The sequence below is a fragment of the Nostoc sp. DSM 114160 genome (assembly GCF_053470305.1).
Window position 1 is genome coordinate 236,039 of the sequence record NZ_JBPFGO010000001.1, and the last position, 19,354, is coordinate 255,392.

Here is a 19,354-nt window from a genome sequence, read left to right on the forward strand (position 1 = left end):
TTAATTTAACTGTAAAGTATTTCCCTTACACTTAAAAGTTTTAGTTGTGTACTCATCTCCAATAGTTGGGGGAAAATCAAATTTAACTTTGTAAAAAACCTCAACTGATTTGCTTTCTTCATTTGGATCGAGAAAAGGTTCTTCAATATAGTCAAATTCTTTTGTTGTAACAACTCTTTTTATAGTGCTTGTTTTATCTCCTTCCCCTTTTATCGGAGGTTCTCGATCGCCTTTGTTAATTGTTGCGTGTAAAAATATTCCATCAGATATTGTCAAATAACCAGGTGATGATTCTCCACCATTAGGTTGCAGAACAAACCAACCTTTAGTTTGTAATACATCATCTAAAGCGATGAAGCTAGCAGCAACATACACAGGTTCTGAACATTCATTTTTTAATAAAAGCTTGTTATATGCAGGTTTTTTTTCTCTCAAGGCACGAACTTTTTCTCTATGTGCTATCTTAATTCTTCTGTTACCAGCATCATTCCATTGGAAAGTAATTGCACACTGTAAAGTTAGTGTATTCATTATTACAACCCTGTAACTTTCTACAGATAATTACAATTCAGTATGGTTTGATTCCTGAAAATATTATACAGATTTATAATTATGTTTGAATGATGTGTCATCGAATTTTAAACTTTTGTATTAATCAAGCAGAATCGGTCTAAAAGTATTAATCCAAATTATGGATTACCATATTTTGCGTAATTATTAATGGTCAATTCATGTGAAATTGACGATTGCCCTACGGGCAACCGTCGCTTAAACCCAACCAAAAGTACAAGCCTTAAATTAGTCTTATAAAGCTTGCAAAATTTCTTCATCTAGAGAAAAATCAACCTCGGCTCGCTCGCTTTTAGATATTAAATAATCATTTTCAAAAGAATCAGTCAGCCCAGAAATCAAATCATATTCAGGATGCCAGTTTAATTCTGTTTGCGCTTTATTTACCGAAGCAAAGAAATGCTGCACCCGCATCGGAAAAGCTTTGCGTTTGCCGAAATCAAACTTTTTCGGGTCGTAATGGACGATTTTGACAGCATCGGGTGATTTGCCAGCCGCAACAGCGCTAGCACGGGCTAAACCATCAAAAGTGACAAAGCGATCGCCTGAGATATTATAAATCTGTCCTATGGCTTTTTCATTGCCCAAAACCTGAGTCAAAGCTTTTGCCAAGTCTTTTACATGACCTAGCTGGGTGATATGCAAGCCATTTCCGGGGATGGGAATGGGGCGATGGCGCACAATTCTGTCAAAAAACCAGCCTTCTAACTCATTATAATTACGAGGGCCGTAAATATAAGTAGGACGAATAGAAGTGAATGGTAATCCCAATTGAGTCAGGTAAGCTTCTGTTTCATGTTTACCCTGATGGCGACTTTTGGGATCTACTGCATCGCCTTCTACATGGGGCAATTGATCGGATTTGAGATACACTCCCGCAGAACTCATATACACAAAATGTTGCACTCGGTCTTGAAAAATTTCTGCTAGTGGTTGAGTATCAGTAAGTTCTCGACCGTTATTGTCAAAAATGACATCGAAGTTTTCTTGTGATAATTTTGCTTTTAATTGAGTAGCATCTGTGCGATCGCCTATAATTTGTCCTACTCCCTGTAAAGGAGGTGCTGGCCGATTTCCACGATTGAACAGCACTACCTCGTGTCCTTTTTCCACTAGTAGTTGAGTCAAATAGACACCAATGAACCGAGTACCACCCATAATCAGAATTCGCATAAATTCACCCTTTCTATATCAGTTGTCATTAAGAGAGTAGGTATTGTGGACTGGGGACTAAGAAGACAAGGAGAATAACCCATCCCCAATACCCAATACCCCATTCCCAATCTGAGGTTATCAGGTTGTAGTATCCATCTGGAACCTCTGAGGGAAAGATTCCGTCCCATTTGCTAATCTGAAGCACTTCCCGTTAATTAATTACAATAGGAAACTTTTCAGTCGGAGTCTAAAAAAACTATCTTCAATTTTGAATGCGTGAATTTTGAATTGTTTAGCTGTGCCCTTGAAATATGCCCTAGTTCATGAGTGGCTGACACCCAAAGCCACAGGTGGTTCAGAACTCGTTGTCCGAGAAATTTTGAATCACATTGATGCTGATTTGTATGCTCTCATAGATTTTGAATCCAGCAACAGAGAAAGTTATTTATATAAGCGTCAAATTGGCAAGACGTTTCTCCAGAACTTTCCCTATGCCCGCAACGGTATACAAAAATACTTGCCTTTGTGGCCCTTGGCAATTGAACAACTGGATTTGCGGCATTATGATGTCATTCTGTCTTCATCCCATGCTGTTGCCAAAGGAATCCTTACCACTCCCGAACAGATGCATATTTGCTACTGTCACAGCCCTATGCGCTATGCCTGGGACTTGACCTTTGATTATCTGCGCCACAGTAAACTGGGTAGTGGCTTACCTGGATGGGTGACGCGATATTTATTACATCGTTTGCGCCAGTGGGATGTATTGAGTGCCAATCGCGTTGATTATTTCATTGCTAACTCGCAACATACAGCTCGGCGGATTTGGCGTTGCTATCGGCGAGAAGCAACAGTCATTTATCCACCAGTGAATATTGCTCAATTTCCGTTTCTATCTGAGAAAGAGGACTTTTACCTGACAGTTTCCCGGTTAGTGAGTTACAAGCAAATATCGTTGATTGTCAAGGCTTTTAATCAACTAAAACGACCATTAGTAGTCATTGGTACAGGAGATGAAATGAATAAGATTCGCAAGATGGCAAACTCAAATATCCAAATACTCGGTTGGCAACCCGATAATGTGGTAAAAAAATATATGTCTAGGGCTAAAGCATTTGTGTATGCAGCTTGTGAAGATTTTGGTATTGCCCTAGTGGAAGCACAAGCCTGCGGCACGCCAGTAATTGCTTATGGTGCAGGGGGTGCTCTAGAAACAGTGCGAGATATTCGCTCTGGTGCGGATACAGGGACAGGTATATTTTTCAAGACGCAAACAGAGGCGGCTTTGGTGGAGGCAGTAGAAAAATTTGAAATGTATGAGGGTTCGTTCAGTTCCGAGTATATGCGATCGCACGCTGCGCAGTTTTCACCGCAAATCTTTGCAGATCGTTATCTAGATTTTGTAAACAAGTGCAACGAAAAAAGACCATTTTTGCAATGATGGTCTTGATTAACATCTTATTTTTTTAGGCTTTTGGCAATTTCCCCCAGAAGCATCTCATTTTGGCTTTAATATTGGGACTATGTGTGGTGTGGATTATTAAGGAGTATGATGACTGCCCAGAGCTCACTCCTCTCCGGCAAGCGAGGCGTAAGGCAAGACACTAGAGCGTCTGTGCGTTTCTTAAAACGCGGTCAAAAAACGAAGACGCCAAAAGTTAAGCCCAAAGGTTTATCTTTTCAGGGTTTAAACGGAGAGTTTGCCAAGCGACTCTTCGATATAGTGTTTTCGCTGTCGGTATTGATTTTGTTCTTCCCCGTCTACTTAATTTTGGCCTTGCTGATTGCCTTGAGCTCAGAAGGGCCAATATTTTATATCCAGGAACGGGTAGGGAAAAATTACAAAGCGTTTAATTGTATTAAATTCCGAACAATGGTAAGCAATGCGGACGAAATCCTCATGCAAATGATGGAAACATCGCCCGAGTTGCGACAAGAATTTGAGAGCAGTTTTAAACTAAAACAAGACCCCCGGATTACCAAAATTGGTCGATTTTTACGAATTACTAGCTTAGACGAATTTCCCCAGTTCTGGAATGTTTTAAAAGGGGATATGAGTGTAGTCGGCCCCCGACCCTTGGTAGCAGAAGAATTGCCAAAATACGGTTATCATATTGATGAGATTTTAACAATCCGTCCAGGAATTACTGGTTTGTGGCAGGTATCTGGACGTAATGACATTCCTTATCCTCGGAGAGTCCAAATAGACCTGCATTATGTCAAATTTAGGAATTTCTGGCTTGATTTATGGATCATCTTGAAAACTGTTGATGTAGTAATTCTAACTAAAAATAACGGTGCTTACTGAGTAAATACTTAGGGTGAATTCTGTGGGGCAGTTAATGCCCCTAAGTACTAATTCTCCCCTCACGCTCAAGGATTGCTCATTTTTATCTCTATCATTTGTGCTTTTCTACTTAATTCAGACTTCTGTGAGTGTAGATATTTGGCACTTTTGCCAGAAGTCTAATTTCAAATGGCTATTTTATTAAGTCTTCACATAACTAGAGATATATGAAGTTTTGAAAAAAAAATATACATAAAAATAATCTCGTATCTGGTAAAAGAAAATATACATAGTTAAATAATTTTGAGTTATCTAAATGTTGGACTTACGTGCTAGATTGCTTTTTCTTCAGTATATTTATTTACGGAAAAAGTCTCATAACAACAAGAACTCGTAGGTTTCCCATTAGGCAATTCAGCAATTAGTTGCTAGGTTGTATAAGATTGGCTGTAACTTTTTAATCAAAGACAATAAGGGATAATTGAGCATGACGCAACAGAAGCGAGCGTTGATTACTGGTATTACTGGACAAGATGGTTCATATCTAAGTGAGTTTTTGTTGGAACAAGGTTATGAGGTTCATGGGGTAATTCGCCGGACTTCTACCTTCAACACAGACCGCATCGATCACATTTACGAAGACCCCCACAAAGAGGGAGTACGCTTGTTTCTTCACTACGGTGACTTGACAGACGGTACAACGTTACGGCGTATTTTAGAAGAAGTAAAGCCAGTAGAAATTTACAACCTCGGCGCTCAATCCCACGTCAGAGTCAGCTTTGATTCACCAGAATACACAGTAGATGCAGTAGGAATGGGGACATTGCGTCTGTTGGAAGCAATTCGAGACTACCAGCATCGTACCGGAATTCAGGTGCGATTTTACCAGGCAGGTTCTTCAGAAATGTACGGTTTAGTACAAGCAGTACCTCAAACTGAGACAACGCCCTTTTATCCCCGCAGTCCCTATGCCTGTGCGAAAGTTTACGCTCACTGGCAAACTGTAAATTATCGTGAATCTTATAATTTGTTTGCTTGTAATGGCATACTTTTTAACCACGAGTCACCACGGCGGGGTGAAACCTTTGTAACCCGCAAAATTACTAGAGCGGTGGCTGGTATCGTTGCTGGGAAGCAGAAAAAGATTTATATGGGTAATCTAGATGCCAAGCGAGATTGGGGCTATGCCAAGGATTACGTTAAAGCAATGTGGTTGATGTTGCAGAAAGACCAGCCAGACGATTACGTAATTGCTACTGGTGAAACCCACTCGGTACGAGAGTTTTTGGAACTGGCATTTAGTTATGTGAATCTTAATTGGCAAGATTATGTAGAGTTTGATGAGCGTTACCTGCGTCCATCTGAGGTAGAGTTGTTGATTGGCGATTCTACCAAAGCACGGCAGAACTTGGGCTGGACACCATCAGTAACCTTTGAAGAACTAGTTTCCCTAATGGTAGAAGCAGACTTACAAGCATTGGGTCATACTTCACCCAATGGAAAAGGTTCACAATTTCCAGATGACATTGCGACTATTCGTCAAACACTGGGCGCTTTGCACTTCTGATTTGGCATCACAGAGGATAAAATATGACCGCCTTAGAACTAAAAAATAAACGGATTCTAGTCACTGGTGGATCGGGGTTTCTAGGCCGTCAGGTGATAGATCAACTGTGTAAAGCAGGAGCCGATCGCGAGAAAATTACAATACCGCGATCGCGCGATTCCGATTTGCGTGTCTGGGAAAATAGCCAACGTGCAGTTGACCAGCAAGACATAATCATCCATCTAGCAGCTCATGTGGGTGGTATCGGTTTAAACCGTGAAAAACCCGCAGAGTTGTTCTACGATAACTTGATCATGGGAACCCAGCTAATTCACGCTGCTTACCAAGCGGGAGTAGAAAAATTTGTTTGTGTTGGCACAATCTGCGCCTATCCTAAATTCACTCCAGTGCCATTCAAAGAAGACGATCTGTGGAATGGCTACCCAGAGGAAACCAACGCCCCTTACGGAATTGCAAAAAAAGCACTTTTAGTTCAATTGCAATCTTACCGTAAGCAGTACGGTTTTAATGGCATTTACCTACTGCCAGTCAATTTATATGGCCCAGAAGATAACTTTGACCCCGGAAGTTCCCACGTCATTCCAGCGTTAGTTCGCAAAGTTCACGAAGCCCAAATTAATGCAGAAAAGGAACTTCAAGTTTGGGGTGATGGCAGTCCTACCCGTGAGTTTCTCTATTCAGAAGATGCAGCACGGGGGATTGTGATGGGGACTCAATTCTATAACGAATCGGAACCAGTTAACTTGGGAACCGGTTATGAAATCTCCATTCTTGATTTAGTAACTCTAATCTGCGAATTAATGGAGTTTAAGGGGGAAATTGTGTGGCAAACTGATAAGCCTAATGGTCAACCCCGCCGCTGTTTAGATACTGAACGAGCAAAACAAGCCTTTAATTTCACGGCTCAGGTGAGCTTTGAAGAAGGGCTAAAGAATACCATTGAGTGGTATCGTCAACACGCTGCATAACTATGTTCTGGTGAATGTAAAGCGATCCAAGCTGGGTAATGCCCAGCTTATTTTTTTGACTATTTTTATGGATAAAGTTAATTATCAACTAAATAAAGTAGAACTGCGCCGCACTTTACTCAAAACCCGTCAATCAATGTCCGTTGGAGAATGGAGAGAAAAAAGCGATCGCTTATGCTCTCATTTACAAAACTCTACTTTATTCACCCAAGCAAAAACAATACTCGCTTATTTCAGCTTTCGTCAAGAACCCGATCTCAGTCCACTATTTGCCAACACCAGATATCGTTGGGGATTTCCTCGCTGCGTTAATAAATCCCTATGTTGGCATATTTGGACACCTGAAGATTCTCTCCAAACAGGCGCTTATGGCATTCCTGAACCGCACGCCGATGCTCTAATATTAGATCCGGCTGAAGTGGATTTGATTCTCGTCCCCAGTGTAGCTTGCGACTATCAAGGATATCGTTTAGGTTATGGTGGCGGATATTACGATCGCTTGCTCAGTTTACCGCAGTGGCAGACAAAGCCGACTATCGGAATTGTCTTTGATTTTGCCTATTTGTCTCATATACCTATTGAACCTTGGGATAAACCACTACAAGTTATTTGTACGGAAACCGGATTGACTCATAAAGGTTCCAGGATTCAGGATAATGAGGACACATTATCAAATGTTTTATGACTAATCCAACGTCATCTACCACTGAGCAGGAAGCAATAATTGACGAAATTATAGCAAGTAGTCTCCAAGCTCAACAAAAAACAGGCCCAGACCTCCGCCAAATTCATAGCAAAAGTCATGGACTAGTTTGGGGAGAGTTTATTATTGAACCTAATCTTCCTGAAGACCCTAAGAGTAGGTTTGTTCAAAACGCCTCAAACGTATCCGGCGTGGATTCGTTTCTCTAGTGGTGGTTCGCCTGAAAAACGTGGTAAATTTCACTCCGACAGCCAGCCTGATGTTCGCGGTATCGCCATCAAGGTGATGAATGTGGACGGGCAAAAAGTCTTGGATGATGAAGAAAAAACTCAAGATTTTATACTTAACAATTATCCTATTTTCTTGACTAAAGATGTTCGTGATTACGCCGATCTTTCCCAAGCAGGTAGTGGAAAACTTTCCCCAGAACGGCTGGAAGAACTTGGTTACGCTTTTGCTATCTTGCAAAAAATTGGTAGCAAAAAGGTAGTAAATCCACTTTTGATTCAATATTGGAGTATGGCTCCGTTTAAATTTGGCGATCGCATTGTAAAATTGTCTGTCAAATCTCAACAGCTTGAAAAACCACCAGAAACACTTCCAGAATCAGAAAATTACCTCCGAGAAACGCTGGTCAAATATTTGACTGAAGAAGGTCAAGAAGCGTCTTTTGACTTCCTAATTCAGTTTTATGTAGATGACGACAAAACACCGATTGAAGACCACGTTCAAGAATGGCAAGAAGCAGATTCACCATTTATTAAAGTTGCAACTGTCCGCATTCCTAGTCAGAAATTTGACTTTGAAGAACGCAAACGCTTAGATGAGGGTATATTGTTTTCCCCTTGGCATACGCTGCTAGAGCATGAGCCTGTTGGAAGTGTAAATCTCTCTCGCAAGAGGCTTTACAGCGAACTTGCAAAGTATCGACGAGAACAAATTGCCCAACGTTCGCGGGAACCACAACCTTATGTCGCGATTGAAGATTAACTACTGTGAATTTGCTTCAAACTGTAAGATAAACTTTTGAAATCTGTGTGTACAGAAGCTAAGTTGCAAAAAAATTGTAGGTTGGGTGGAGGCTTTGCGTAACCCAACATCCTGGTAATCAGTTGGGTTGCGCTCCGCTCCACCCAACCTACGTCTATCTGCTGTAGATGGTTTTTATGAAACTAATGGCTCCTGAATCTGATAAATATTTAATTTGTGCAACATAATGCCTTTTCTGAATTTGATAAAAACTATGAATAACGATAATGAACTAACTGAAAATTTGAACAAAATGTTGACTGAACCCGCTGAAAGAGAATCTGCTATTAAGTTTTTAAGATTGAGTAATTATTCAAAAGCCGAATCAATTGTAATTTTAAAAAATGCTTTGGGTATTTGTCTTCTTGAAGCACAAGATATCATTCACAACAGTCAAACCTGGAGTGATGTAAAAGAACGTGACGCAAAAATAATGAACGAATTCTTTGATATTCTGGAAAAATTAGGGAGTTCAGAAAGTGAGGAGACTTAATTATACTAATATGTGAATAAATTAACAAGAAATTGTAGGACTTACACCCATTAGTAGAGCAACAATTTATACTTTAAAAATGAATCGTCCGTAATTAACTCGTGTGCGGAAAATGTGGAAGAAAATGGGTGAGCATCCACCAAATATTTGAGCAAGTGCAAAATATTGAAAGCAAGTTGTAGCGTTATCAAGAAAGTTGTAATAAATATTTAGAGAACTGGGAAAGTTATTAATCAAATGCTGAACTGGAAAAAATCACGATCGCAGATTCTACTAATGTATGCGCTGTTGGGAGCGATCGCACTGTTGATGCTCTTTCCTTTACTATGGCTAATCAGTACATCCTTGAAATCGCCAACGGAAAATATTTTTCAGTCGCCGCCACAGTTGCTACCTAGTCAACCGACACTAAATAACTTCTCTAGTGTGTGGAACTCTCTACCTTTTGGACAATACCTGTATAACAGTACCTTAGTATCAGTACTGACTGTGGGCTTAAATCTGCTGTTTTGCGCTTTAGCTGCCTATCCGTTGGCAAGATTATCATTTGTCGGGCGAGACTGGATTTTTGTAGCGATCGTCTCTACGATTATGATTCCCTTCCAAATTGTGATGATTCCCCTTTATATTTTGACAGTCCAGATGGGTTTGAGAAATACTTATTTAGGGATGATTTTTCCGAGTTTAGCTTCTGCCTTTGGCATTTTTCTGTTGCGCCAAGCTTTCATGAGTGTCCCGAAAGAAATAGAAGAAGCCGCCAGGATGGATGGCAGCTCAGAGTTAGGATTATGGTGGCATATTATGTTACCAGCAGTTCGCCCAGCACTGGTAACTTTAGCTATTTTCGTATTCATTGGTGCTTGGAGTGACTTTTTGTGGCCTTTAATTGTCATCCAAGACGAAAATTTATACACTCTTCCTTTGGGAGTCGCCAAGCTAGCAGGTACATTTTCTCTTGACTGGCGCTTGGTAGCTGCTGGCTCAGTAATTGCGATCGCCCCAGTATTATTACTATTCCTGTTTTTACAACGTTACATTGTACCTACAGAAACAGGTAGCGGCGTTAAGGGATAAAAATATTTTTCCCATGCCCAATGCCCCAATTTAATAAGCCCCAGTCTTTTTCAAGACTACCCAGATAGTTTTAATAATCAGACTCAGATCGTAAGTTACAGACCCACTTGCGTTGATAATCCATATCCATTTTCACAATGGTTTCAAAGTCTGTAATGCTGGAACGCCCATTAGCTTGCCATTCTCCGGTAATGCCTGGTTTGACTCGCAATCTATCCCAGTGGTGTGGATCGTAATTGTTGACTTCATCAGGAGTAGGTGGACGAGTACCAACTAAACTCATGTCCCCGATCAGAACATTCCAAAATTGAGGGAATTCATCCAAGCTAGTACGCCGCAAAAATTTCCCAACAGGAGTAATGCGAGGATCGTCAACAGATTTAAAGATGTGACCTTTGGCTTGGTTCTCAACCAAATGCTTGAGTTTATCAGCATCGACTATCATGGAGCGGAATTTCCAGATGCGAAAAGTTTTTCCGTTTAAACCACAGCGAATTTGAGAATAAAATATTGGACTTGGCTCATGAATAAAGGTAGCAATTGCTACAGGAATTGCTATTATAAATGTAACAATCAGCCCCACAATGGCTCCAACAATGTCAATTAATCGTTTTCTCACGCTTAACGTTGACGGGTGTGAAGGCTGTTGCAAACAATTAACTGAATAAAGATAAAGATTATTCACAAGAACTAACTTAGTTTTATAACAAGAATTTTTACATTAGTAGGGTAGACATAGACGTGATTCTTAGGCGATTTTTACTGCTGTTGTCTACTACCGAGTGTTAATATACATAAATTTTAACCAATATAAAAATCAAAAACTCAAAATTTACAGAATCTTTCAATTCAAGTGATAGATTGTAAAATTACGGTATTTTATGCATCTAATAAAAACTAATAAAAAGATAATACTATCGTATATATCCCACATATCCCAAAAATTACTGTGCTGAAGTACTAGTAGTAATTCGCAAAATTCCAAATGCTGATGTTATGAGCATTTGGAATTTTGAGTAGTATTCTTATTTCTAGCGCGATCTACTAGTACAACACGACGGAAATAAACCAATCACTTCAAATCAACGAAACCCTGATGCTGTATTCATTTTTAATTTTTAATTCCGCCTTGCGGTAGTAGTCTCAACAATCGACCTCTAAGGCAAAATTCACCGTATATGGTTCCTCCAGTGATTGCTGATTACTAGCCTTAATTGCATCTAGATAGCGACGTAAAGACAACAATTGTTGAGAATTGGGACGATAAGTGAGACTTCCTTGTTTTTCAAATAGTGGTGCTGTGGCGATCGCCTGATAGTCAGGATTTTCTTGCGAACTCTGGGTCAGCCAGGTTAATTCTGTGACTGAAGGTATCAAACCGGAAGGCAGTTCACCTTCCAAAAAAGCCAGCAGCCGTTGCTGACAAATGCGAGTATTGATCCCACGACCCTCAAATAACTGAATAACTTCACCGAAAGATAAAGGACGGTCTGGTAGCAATCGCAACAATTCTGTAAACAAGAAATAATCAGTGTATTGTTGCCTGGGTATATCTAAAATCTGGGGATGCAGAGGCAGCATCGCCAAACCATAAGCAACCCGGCTGCAATTGGGAGCACCGTTTTCGCCGAGATATAAATCTTGAATAATCTTAGTGCTGGGAAGTTTTTGCCGTAACCAGCGGTTCACTATCCCAATACAAGCCACTCCACCAGTCAGGATAGCTTGATTAATCGCTTCTGTGGGGATACCACGAGCTACCAATAACTTGTTGAGTTCTCGGTTCAGGCGGCGCACAAAGGGAATAAATACCTGGCTTTCTAAGTCTCGTCGCTGCAAAACCCACCGCTGATCGGCTAATTCTAGGGTAAAAGAGTCTTGGTGTTGCAAAATCAGCTTTAGGGCTAATGCCGCATCTAATACCGCCTGTCCCAGTAGAGAACTTTCTAGACGCTGTTGGAGACGAATGCGAGCAGCGATATCTGGTTCTCCGACTCTAGGTAGTTCTAATTCTTCCAACCCTAAAGTCTGCCAATGCATTTGGTCTAAACCGGGAATTGACGGTTGCCATTGCCAAGAATTACTCGTGGTAGTTTTGCTATTGCTTGGTGTTTCTCTGCGTGATTGCCGAGATTTCGGTGGCAATAGCAGTTGGCAAATTATATCTTGTTCAATACCCTTGCCAGCATAAGCAAAACTATGGAGCATGAAATCATTGTATGTCAATTGCTGCAAGGTTTCTGGTAGATTCACCAGCAACATTTCTGTGGCAGTTGTCCCAATGTTAATCACAAGGGTGTTGCCAACAATCGGATGTTCGCTAGTTTTTGCTGGATGATTACCTTGAGCATCGCTTAGTTTTACTTGCTCACCATTAACAGCATCGAGTTCCGGGAGTAGACTAGCGATCGCTTCTTCAACAAAAAAGACTTGCTGCGGATGTTGAATGAGTTTGCTAGTGAGTAAAGCTTCCCGCACGTTAAAGCGGTATTGTTCCGACCAGCTAGATGGACAGGTGCAAATTACACCAGCAATATTATTGATAATCTGAGAAAAATCTTGTTCGCCGATTCCAACAGCGGCAGCCACTAAACTAGGGGTGGTACTTGTTTTTTCGGATTTGAGAGTTAATAGTAACTTAGAGAGCGATCGCACAACCCAAATCAAAGGCCCTGCCGAAAATTCATTTAATTGCAAAACAGGTTCCCATTTCTGTCGTTCGCTCTTGTAGGGAATGGCTACTTGTAGATAGGGTTTCAACTGCGCCGAGTAGAGATTGTTTTGCGTCGGATCTGCTGTCGATTTTGGTGTTGCAGAAGTAGTAGCCGAGCGATCGGGTGCTTTATCTTGAGCAACAGCCGCAGGTGCTGTCTGCTCATGTGCTTCGATAGTTTCGTTTTCACCGTGGGGTACAGAAGCTGTAGGCAGATAAACCTCTGTTGGTAAACGAAATGATTGCTGAAAGGAACTTGTTCCTGGCGGATTTTCTGCTGACCAGTAGATAGGATGTACAACAAAAGTCGAGCGATTTAATAATGTAGCGGAAATTCCTGTTGTACCTAAATCAATTCCTAAATACCAGACTGATTCTAAAATATTGGACGAAACTTCTGGATTATTTATGGAGTGAGTAATTGGAGGTAAAGAACTTTCTGGAACAGGAGTTGTGACTTCCTTTTTTTTTTCAGTTTCTACCTGGGGAACTGCCAAACTGGAGAAAGCAGCAGTTGATGTATTCTCTGCTATTTGGGGATTTTCAGGGGAAGTTGTGGGGATTGTGTCTTGAATGTTATCAAGTGGTTCCGAGAAAACATCCAAGTTGGTAGCTGGCTGCAACTCAGAATTTAGCTGCCGATCGAAATTAGCCAAATCCCGATCTAATTGCTGCAACTGTTCTTCATCTAAAGAAATATCTGGTATGGCTGGAGACTGGTTTGACTCAATAAAAAGTAAGTTTTCTTGAGGTGAAGCAGCAATATAGTTATCTGAAGACAGTTGGGAGCGATCGCTGTTAATTAATACTTCCGATGTAACGATACTTTCGCTAGGCTTTACCAACTCAATTTCTGGTGCTTCTGGAGTCACTGGTGCTGTGATTGTGGCATCATCCACAAAAGATGAGACTTCCAGAAGTTGCAGTTCGCTATCTGGATCGGGCAATAAGTCAGTTGCTGTAGTTGTGGCATTATCTACAGAAGATGAGACTTCCTGCAATTGCAGTTCACTATCGGCATCAGGTAATAACTCAGTTAGAGTATTAATTGTATCAACGCTAGCTGGCTGAGTGCCGATTTGTGACAAACTGTCTATTTGTGGAGTAGAGAAGCTAAGAGGTGAATCTAGGTCAGTCTCTTCTTCAAAAAATAGTTCTTCCTGTGGCTCTGATGAATCTGTGGTTTCGCCTAAAGTCTCTTGAGTTGAAAGACCCCGTATCTGGAGTTACAGCCGCAGAATCCACGCTTGGAGAGACAGGCGGGGTCTGGGCGATGTTCAACGGTGATGGAGAGGCTGTGGGAGCAGATAAGTCATTTGTGGGAACATTGAGGCTGGGATTATTAACATCACCAGCATCAAACAAACTGGCATAAAGTTGGTCTACTTCATCACCAATTGCCGCAGAAATATCTTCCGGTAATTCGGTCGGGGTTTGAGAATATTCAGATGAGTCTACACCAAGCTGCAACAGCACTGCATCTAAATCCTCCGTTAGGGTAGTTTCCTGTTGCTCAATTGTGAGTGGAGATGAAGTTTCTGGCTGGATAAGCTCCAAGGATTGGGGCGCAACTCCAGCTGCAATCTCGGCTGGTTCAGTCAATGATGATAGTGTCTCAGATTCTCCTGCCAAGAAAGATGACTGCGAACTAGAGAATTCTGGTTGCAAATGCTGGGTCAAATTGTTGACAAAGCTGGCCATCAGCTGTTCGCCTTGCATCCCCTTGCTATGCATTCTTGCCAGTGCTTGCGACAGGGATTCGTAATAAGTATTAATGTTGCGCTGTAGTGCTTCAAAGACTACATTCACCGTCCCATCTAGTGATAATAGGCGTCGATCTAACTCCCTAGCTAGCTGGGTTAAGCGCTCCACATCGTCAGAGGATTCTAATAAAGATTGAGTTGTAGAGTTTGTTGTGTAATTAGTTCCTCCTGAAGAACTGGTGGAATTTTCCCTTGTCTGTCCCATCAGTGGTGTTAAAGTTGGCACAAGGCGACTCATGAGTACCTGTAAAAACTCGGTAATCATTTGTTCCTGGTTGGTCAACTGCTGCGCTAACGAGTAGTTTTGCAATCGCTTTTGTTCTAGTTGCCGAATTTCTTGTATGAGAGTGGCTCGCTCTTGCAAAAGCAATTCTAATTCCGATCGCAACGGCTGAATCAATCTGGAAAATTCATTATTTAATTGTCCGGTGCCAACAGGACTCGGTTCCTGAGTGAGTTCGGGCTGCGGTAGTGGATACTGGTTACGATCGCGATCGATAAATTTTGTTAACAAAGGCGATGGCTTTGCGATCGCCCTTGGCGTTGGCGGTTCTTCAGAAGACTGATTTGGGATGCTGCTCTCTAATGCTTCTTTTTCTTGTAATCTCACCAAGAAGTCACGAATTCGCTCTAAAACTTCTTTAGGCTCTTGTGCCTGACCAGACAGAAATTTCGACAGGCGCTTGCCACCGTTGGCAAGTAAGTTGTCAATGTCTGCGATCAGCTTTTGAATTTCATCTGTACTAAAAGTCACTTTGATTACCTTACTTAGAAATGTATGTCAACGAATATGACAATTAATTTACAATCACTGTATCTCTATGGGGATCTTGCTACGCGCAGCGTCGACCAGAGAAGACATTTTGAGTGGCCAAAGCCGCTACTTGGAATTGTGACTAGTCATTATGTTATGGATTACTGGGAGTCGTGGCAATCTTCAATCATCGAAGAAAACAAGGAAAAAAGTTGATCTTTGTCCCCCCATCTCCTTGTCTTTCCCTCTCCTTGTCCTCTTCAGACAGCCTTTGCTCGAAAAGCTTAATTTTCCAGGTCATTGGTTGCCTATTTTTGAAAATCGCTAAAATACCTGAGCAATAATTTACTCCCTTTAGTATCATTAATGTTGTTTGCCTATATTCATAACTAATCAAGTTTGCAGTGCAGCTAGCCCCTAAGCAATCCAACCGCAGGCTATAAACTACTTTTTGCAAAACTTTTATTCCGTTTAAACTTATAGGTAAAGATTATTTAGAAAAACTTCTTGTCGCTTTCTTGTGTAGCATAGTTTAGTTTTTTCTTTGAAAGGGAGCTGTGCAATGATAGCTTAGGCTACAAATGGCGCTCCTGTTTTTTGTGTGTACATAGCAGCTTGAGTTAAAGATGTCGTAATGGAAGATCGATATAGCTTGCAAGCACAGGCTAATTCCTGGATGATCGCCTCCGCTCCCTTTTTTCAAGGGTTGCCAGAAACTGCTGTGGAATCAGCCCTCACCCATCTAGTTACCCGCACTCACCCAGCCAATCAGGTGATTCTGCTGGAAAATGACTGGGGTGGTTCTGTGTATTTTATTATGGACGGATGGGTAAAAATTCGCACCTACAATCTGGAAGGAAAAGAGGTAACGCTGAATATTATTGGCAAAGGTGAATTGTTTGGTGAAATGGCGGCGCTAGATGAAGCACCTCGATCCACGGATGTGATTACCTTGGCCCCAACGGTAATTGGTAGTATGCCTGCTCAGGATTTTGTCAAATTACTTCAGATAGAACCTTTGGCGGGAGTTCGATTGGCGCAACTAATGGCACGACGTTTGCGGCAAGTAAATCGCCGATTGCGGTTGCGGGAATCTGATAGCCAGTCAAGGGTAGCAGATACGTTGTTATTTTTGGCAGAAGGACAGGGAAAAAAAGGGCAAACTGGAACCGAAATCCCCAATTTACCTCATCGGGAATTGAGTAGTTTGAGCGGACTGGCGCGGGAAACGGTGACACGAGTATTGACAAGGCTAGAAAAAAAAGGCTTGATTAAACGGGATCAAGACACTATTTGTATTCCCGATTTGTCAGCCTTGGAAAGAATGATCGTTTAAAAACTTGTCAGATATGAGTATTTTAGATTCTCTCCCAGATGAACCGGAGGAAGATCCATCTTCTGAATCTTCAACTCCTCAAAATCACTGGTTAGATAAAGAACAGCAGTTAATGCCTCCTCAAATCAAGGCTGATGCGCCCTTGAGGATGGTGGAAACAGCATTTTTAGCCAGTACCGCTAGCTTAATTTGGTTTATAAATTTTTACTTTCCTTTGGGCCCAGTTTTGCGGATATTTTTTCCAGTGCCGATCGCTCTAGTTTATCTGCGTTGGGGCAAACGTGCGGCATGGATGGCAGCACTCACCTCTGGGTTATTGCTGACGGTATTGATGGGGCCAGCCCGCAGTTTGCTGTTTGTCATGCCCTACGGGTTCATGGGAGTGCTTTTGGGCGCTACATGGTGTCGTCGTCGTCTTCCCTGGATTGTTTCTATCACTTTGGGTACGCTATTAGGTACTTTAGGAGTCTTTTTTCGGCTGTGGTTGCTGTCTGTTTTGTCAGGTGAAGACCTGTGGATTTATGTGATTACCCAGGTGACTGAGTTCATTGAGTGGGTATTTTTTAACTTGAGTTTGTTGACCAGTCCCAGTGTATTTTTGATTCAAGTAGGAGCGATCGCTTTAATAATACTCAACAACTTTATCTACCTTTTTGTGGTACACCTGGCAGCATGGTTGCTTTTTGACCGCCTGGGCAACCCTATTCCCCGCCCACCACACTGGGTACAAGTTCTCATGGATTATGAGGGATAGTGAGGAGTTAGGAGTTAGGAGTTATGAATTAACGCGATGTGCAACTTAATATTCTGACCTCTATCCTAAAAGGATAGAGCTTTGAATTATCCCTCAACCCTTGTAGGGTTTGGGCTGGGGGTTATGTTTGAGTAAAAGTTGCACATGGCGTGAATTAAACTCCTAACTCCTAACTCCTAACTTTTAACTTTCCAAATGATTAGTATTTATACTCAAAAAGAACAGGGTGAACAATGGCTGCGAAGGTATCGTGGTTGTCTACCAGTATTTGCTTGTGTTTTAGGATTTACTGAAACTGGTTTAATTCCAGGGATTTCAGCAGCTGGCCGCACTCCGGAGGATCGGAAATATACAGCTTGTGCCGATGCTGAGTTTTTGTATCACGGCCCAGAACATAAAGCCCAATATCCCCTACCACCATTAGCGGCTGGGGCTTCACCTGTGCTGATTTCTCGCGCTGTATTTGAGTCACTAAAGATACCAATTCATTTATTTAATGCTGGTTTACCCCAAGCTCCTGCTGTGCCAGTAATTGATTTGGGTGGCGCTCCTGCTAAGTGTTTAAGTCAAGGGGCTGCTATGGAAATTACAACAGTACATCACTTATTTGAACAAGGACTACTTTGGGGAGAACGCCTAGCCGCCAATATTCAACAGGGGTATTTGATTGTCGGTGAGTGCGTCGTCGGAGGTACTACAACTGCCCTGGCAATCTTAACAGGTTTAGGTATAGATGCTGCTGGAAAAGTTAACAGTAGCCACCCTGTTTGTAACCACGCGCAAAAGTGGGCACTAGTGCAAGCTGGGCTGGAGAAGATGAAGGGGAGCAGGGAGCAGGGGAGGCGAGGGGAGCAGGGGGAGATAAACTTCCAATCTCAAATCCAAAATCCAAAACTTGTACTGAGCGAACTTGTACTGAGCGAAGTCGAAGTAGTCGAAGTATCTAAAATCCAAAATTCTGTAGATCCCTTACAACTTGTCGCCGCCGTGGGCGATCCGATGCAAGCGGTGGTAGCTGGGATGGCGATCGCTGCTAGCCGTAGTTGTGGTGTAATGCTGGCTGGAGGGACGCAAATGCTGGCGGTTTATGCGTTGATGAGTGCGATCGCTCAAGCTTACGCCTTATCATGGCAACCAGAAGCAGTGGTTGTAGGCACAACCCGCTGGGTGGCTGAAGATCCTACTGGCGGTACAGTTGACTTAGCCCTTAACTTAGGAAAAAACAGCTTAACTGCGAGTGGAAAAACCCCTCCTCTATTAGCAACTCATCTGAGTTTTGCTGATTCTCGTTATCCCCAACTGAGAGCTTATGAGCAGGGCTTTGTCAAAGAAGGTATGGGTGCTGGAGCCGCTTGCATAGCCGCCCATCTTAGCCAAGATTGGCAGCAACACCAACTTTTGGCAGCCATTGAAGCCCAACTTGAACGGCTAAGTATTGCCTTGAACTAAAGATTAAAGTCGTCTCTCTCCGAGTTGGAAAGTGCTATATACAATTTTGTTTATCTTTTAGTTTTTCAGGAGAATTATCTGATGGAATTAGTCAAAAATCTTGGTATTGCTACCGTTAGTACTGTTATAGGTATAACTTATGTCAGTGCCTCTTCTCCAGTCCAAGCTGTACAACTATTTGATTTTCAGTACTCTTTTCCCAGTTATGAAGCAAATGGTACAACGATTTCCGCTAGCGGCACCCTTACAACCACCGATCTAGATCCGATAAAAAATAATTATACAATCACAGGAATAACTGGCACAAGGACAGCCCAAGGAATTACTGAGACAATCATCGGGCTGCTTTCACCCGCTACATACGGAACCAATGATAATTTTTTAAATACAACTACACCGCTCCTAACCCGGAACGGTTTTTCTTACCTGGTTTCTGGAAGCGGGGAAGACGGAAATGGCAACGTTAACGTATTTTACAGTAGTTTAAATGAAGGTTATTCAGAGCTTTCTAGCAATGTTGATTATGGAAGTTTTAGTGTTGTCACTCCACGCCCTGTTCCCGAACCATACACAGTAAGTGGCTCATTGGTTGCTCTTGGTTTTGGCTGGTGGATGAAGCGAAAGCAAGCACTAGCTTCCCAGAAGCAGCCTCGTAAAGGTATCTATCTGTAAGGTTTACAGTGCATTTCCGATCTAGATTGCGTTATACCTGGCATCTTACTCTTGCTTAAAGTAATAC

At 41.9% G+C, this 19,354-nt stretch carries 17 protein-coding genes and 1 pseudogene; 13 read left to right on the plus strand and 5 right to left on the minus strand.

Annotated elements, in window-relative coordinates; all coding sequences use genetic code 11:
* Together NSTCB13_RS01045 and NSTCB13_RS01050 are read right to left on the minus strand one after the other, a co-directional pair.
* On the minus strand, window positions 1-531 hold the full coding sequence (locus tag NSTCB13_RS01045; RefSeq protein WP_448268415.1) for a hypothetical protein: 531 nt from the start codon (window positions 529-531) through the stop codon (window positions 1-3).
* A gap of 273 nt (window positions 532-804) precedes the next feature.
* Window positions 805-1,743, minus strand: a complete 939-nt coding sequence (locus tag NSTCB13_RS01050) for an NAD-dependent epimerase/dehydratase family protein (protein WP_448271123.1) — start codon at window positions 1,741-1,743, stop codon at window positions 805-807.
* A 280-nt stretch (window positions 1,744-2,023) separates the two neighbouring features.
* Here NSTCB13_RS01050 and NSTCB13_RS01055 point away from each other — a divergent pair, with 280 nt between their 5' ends.
* From NSTCB13_RS01055 to NSTCB13_RS01095, 9 genes are all read left to right on the plus strand, one after another.
* Window positions 2,024-3,166 (plus strand): glycosyltransferase, encoded by a 1,143-nt coding sequence (locus NSTCB13_RS01055; protein ID WP_445629983.1) that lies wholly within the window; start codon window positions 2,024-2,026, stop codon window positions 3,164-3,166.
* A gap of 111 nt (window positions 3,167-3,277) precedes the next feature.
* Window positions 3,278-4,033: a sugar transferase gene (locus NSTCB13_RS01060; protein WP_445632027.1), complete on the plus strand. Its 756-nt coding sequence runs from the start codon at window positions 3,278-3,280 to the stop codon at window positions 4,031-4,033.
* A 466-nt stretch (window positions 4,034-4,499) separates the two neighbouring features.
* Entirely contained in the window at window positions 4,500-5,579 is a 1,080-nt protein-coding gene (gene gmd, locus NSTCB13_RS01065) for a GDP-mannose 4,6-dehydratase (protein WP_445629982.1), read from the plus strand.
* 23 nt (window positions 5,580-5,602) lie between these two features.
* Entirely contained in the window at window positions 5,603-6,547 is a 945-nt protein-coding gene (locus NSTCB13_RS01070) for a GDP-L-fucose synthase family protein (protein ID WP_448271125.1), read from the plus strand.
* 67 nt (window positions 6,548-6,614) lie between these two features.
* Complete coding sequence (locus tag NSTCB13_RS01075; protein ID WP_448271127.1) at window positions 6,615-7,232, plus strand: 5-formyltetrahydrofolate cyclo-ligase; 618 nt, start codon at window positions 6,615-6,617, stop codon at window positions 7,230-7,232.
* Window positions 7,229-7,459: a hypothetical protein gene (locus NSTCB13_RS01080; protein WP_448271129.1), complete on the plus strand. Its 231-nt coding sequence runs from the start codon at window positions 7,229-7,231 to the stop codon at window positions 7,457-7,459. Before NSTCB13_RS01075 ends, NSTCB13_RS01080 begins: the two co-directional genes overlap by 4 nt.
* Complete coding sequence (locus NSTCB13_RS01085) at window positions 7,413-8,240, plus strand: catalase family protein (RefSeq protein WP_448271131.1); 828 nt, start codon at window positions 7,413-7,415, stop codon at window positions 8,238-8,240. Before NSTCB13_RS01080 ends, NSTCB13_RS01085 begins: the two co-directional genes overlap by 47 nt.
* Before the next feature lie 253 nt (window positions 8,241-8,493).
* Complete coding sequence (locus NSTCB13_RS01090; protein ID WP_448271133.1) at window positions 8,494-8,772, plus strand: hypothetical protein; 279 nt, start codon at window positions 8,494-8,496, stop codon at window positions 8,770-8,772.
* Between the two features lie 237 nt (window positions 8,773-9,009).
* A complete protein-coding gene (locus NSTCB13_RS01095) occupies window positions 9,010-9,846 on the plus strand; it encodes a carbohydrate ABC transporter permease (protein WP_334901009.1) in 837 nt (278 codons plus the stop codon).
* Window positions 9,847-9,876: 30 nt separating this feature from the next.
* Here the strand turns inward: NSTCB13_RS01095 and NSTCB13_RS01100 are convergent.
* From NSTCB13_RS01100 to NSTCB13_RS01110, 3 genes and pseudogenes are all read right to left on the minus strand, one after another.
* Window positions 9,877-10,531: pseudogene (locus tag NSTCB13_RS01100) on the minus strand (sugar transferase).
* Window positions 10,532-10,989: 458 nt separating this feature from the next.
* Window positions 10,990-13,647, minus strand: a complete 2,658-nt coding sequence (locus NSTCB13_RS01105; protein WP_448271135.1) for a hypothetical protein — start codon at window positions 13,645-13,647, stop codon at window positions 10,990-10,992.
* A gap of 55 nt (window positions 13,648-13,702) precedes the next feature.
* Window positions 13,703-15,076 (minus strand): hypothetical protein, encoded by a 1,374-nt coding sequence (locus tag NSTCB13_RS01110; RefSeq protein ID WP_448271137.1) that lies wholly within the window; start codon window positions 15,074-15,076, stop codon window positions 13,703-13,705.
* A gap of 634 nt (window positions 15,077-15,710) precedes the next feature.
* Between NSTCB13_RS01110 and NSTCB13_RS01115 the strand changes: the two genes are divergently transcribed.
* From NSTCB13_RS01115 to NSTCB13_RS01130, 4 genes are all read left to right on the plus strand, one after another.
* On the plus strand, window positions 15,711-16,412 hold the full coding sequence (locus tag NSTCB13_RS01115; RefSeq protein ID WP_094349203.1) for a Crp/Fnr family transcriptional regulator: 702 nt from the start codon (window positions 15,711-15,713) through the stop codon (window positions 16,410-16,412).
* Between the two features lie 13 nt (window positions 16,413-16,425).
* Window positions 16,426-17,166 carry a DUF2232 domain-containing protein gene (locus NSTCB13_RS01120; RefSeq protein ID WP_445629975.1) on the plus strand — a complete coding sequence of 247 codons (741 nt, stop codon included), beginning with the start codon at window positions 16,426-16,428 and terminating at the stop codon, window positions 17,164-17,166.
* A 195-nt stretch (window positions 17,167-17,361) separates the two neighbouring features.
* Window positions 17,362-18,615, plus strand: coding sequence for a nicotinate-nucleotide--dimethylbenzimidazole phosphoribosyltransferase (locus NSTCB13_RS01125; protein WP_448271139.1), 1,254 nt, complete (start codon window positions 17,362-17,364; stop codon window positions 18,613-18,615).
* Between the two features lie 81 nt (window positions 18,616-18,696).
* A complete protein-coding gene (locus tag NSTCB13_RS01130; RefSeq protein ID WP_448268422.1) occupies window positions 18,697-19,287 on the plus strand; it encodes a PEP-CTERM sorting domain-containing protein in 591 nt (196 codons plus the stop codon).
* Window positions 19,288-19,354: the final 67 nt, after the last annotated feature.